The 1,584-nt window shown below is 52.0% G+C and carries 2 protein-coding genes; both read right to left on the bottom strand.

Annotation, left to right across the window (positions count from 1 at the left end):
* Positions 1 to 969: DUF968 domain-containing protein (locus CWM61_RS28515; RefSeq protein ID WP_100632273.1), on the bottom strand; the 969-nt coding region annotated here is incomplete at its 3' end.
* Positions 970 to 1,167: 198 nt separating this feature from the next.
* Positions 1,168 to 1,584, bottom strand: a 417-nt coding sequence (locus CWM61_RS28505; protein WP_227521411.1) for a DNA-binding protein, incomplete at its 5' end; no start/stop codon positions are given.

The raw sequence follows: 1,584 nt of genomic DNA, 5'->3' as shown, positions 1-1,584 counted from the left end.
GCCGTATTCACGCTCAAAAGCGGCAGGGTCATGGTGCAAAGCACGGTGGTGCTTGCGGCATAATGGGATCGTAAAAACATCGTGGGCCTTGGTGCCTACGCCGCCCTGCCCCCAGCCAATAAGATGGTGTGCATCATCTGCAGGCTGCCCGCAGCACATACACGGCTGTTTTTTAACCCATGAGATAAAGTCCGCTGATAACCATCGGCTCCGCTTAGGTCTCGCGAATAGTGTCGCCGGAGCAACAGGATCGACGTTCACAGGAACCAGAGGTATGCCCGGCGTTGTTATTGCCGTTGGCTTGATTGTTTTTTCGAGACGGGGAGAAAGAATACTGGTGGCCGGTACCGACGGAACAATCTCACTCTCCCTGTAAACCGATTTAATGCCATCGTCTTTAATACGCAGGGATCGGCGCGCCATTTCTTCTGTAATTTCATCGCCAATCCCGGCGCCTACCGCCCACCAGCATAGCTCCGCCAGTGACAATGAGCGCTGAGTGTCCAGACCAAGCGCGATGCGGGCAGTGTCGATTACCCAGTCAGCGTTATTAACACCTACCAGTTGATCGAGGGTTTGTTCCGTTTGGTTTTTAAGCTCATTATCACAGTGCCAGCATGCGATTATTACACCCGTCGAATGGCGAAACGGGACGAGCTCATGGTGATGGTAATCGGAATGTGTCCACTGACAGTTTTTAACCTGCCTACGCAACCATGACTCGAGGGCACTTACCCCACCAGCTGCAGTGATAACTGCCTTCTTCATGAAAAAAGGTCTAATCCCCATATCATCCCGCAACGGCTGCCGGGCATCAGGAAGACGACCACTGGGTATCTTTTTCATGCTTGCCGGCGGTATTTCAACAAGAACTCGGCCGGCACCGAATAACGGCATTAATTCACTACCCGGCTTAAGCAGCACAATTCCAAGATGGCGTGCAATATCCACGTTAAGCAAAGCTCGCACAGTCCCTCCACATCTTCTGTATGTAGGTCCTGTCAATCCGTGGCGGCTTCTTCGATTCCGGCAACAGCACGCGGATCTCCCACGATGCAAAGTCTCTGGATAAGCTCTTCTCAACCACACAATTATTTTTACGGTATCGCGCCACCAGCTCTGTAGCCTCAGCCTCTGAAAGTTGCTCGTGTAAAAACCAACTTTTCTTCATGGCTGATCACCGAACAGTCGCAAAAACTCAATCGCTCTTTCACGCGCGCCGGGTTCTTCAGCGATCATTTCCTGCAGCAGCTGCACGGCGAGCATAGGCTCCTTTCGCCCGACGATGGAAATTCCTCTGGAGACACGGCAAGAGAGTTTTATAAAATTTTTTCTCTCTAACGCACGCAGATGCAACAGAACAGCATTAGACGAGCTAACGCCGAGCATATCGGCCAGCTCAGATAGCGTAGGTGGGTAGCCATGCTGATTGATGTAGGCCACCAGCAGATCGAAAACTTCCTGCTGGCGAAAAGTTAGTTTTGAAGACGAAAGCAAACCGGCGCTCGATGAAGGAGCACCAGTCTGATGGGATTTTGATACTTCGGGGGTTTGCGTCATGGTTTCTCTCCGCGACGCAGCAGG

Origin of the sequence: Klebsiella sp. K-Nf6 (genome assembly GCF_002806655.1) — a bacterium.
Lineage (GTDB): Bacteria > Pseudomonadota > Gammaproteobacteria > Enterobacterales > Enterobacteriaceae > Klebsiella > Klebsiella variicola.
The sequence above is the reverse complement of the archived record's forward strand: the minus strand, read 5'-3'. Positions and strand labels throughout refer to the sequence as shown.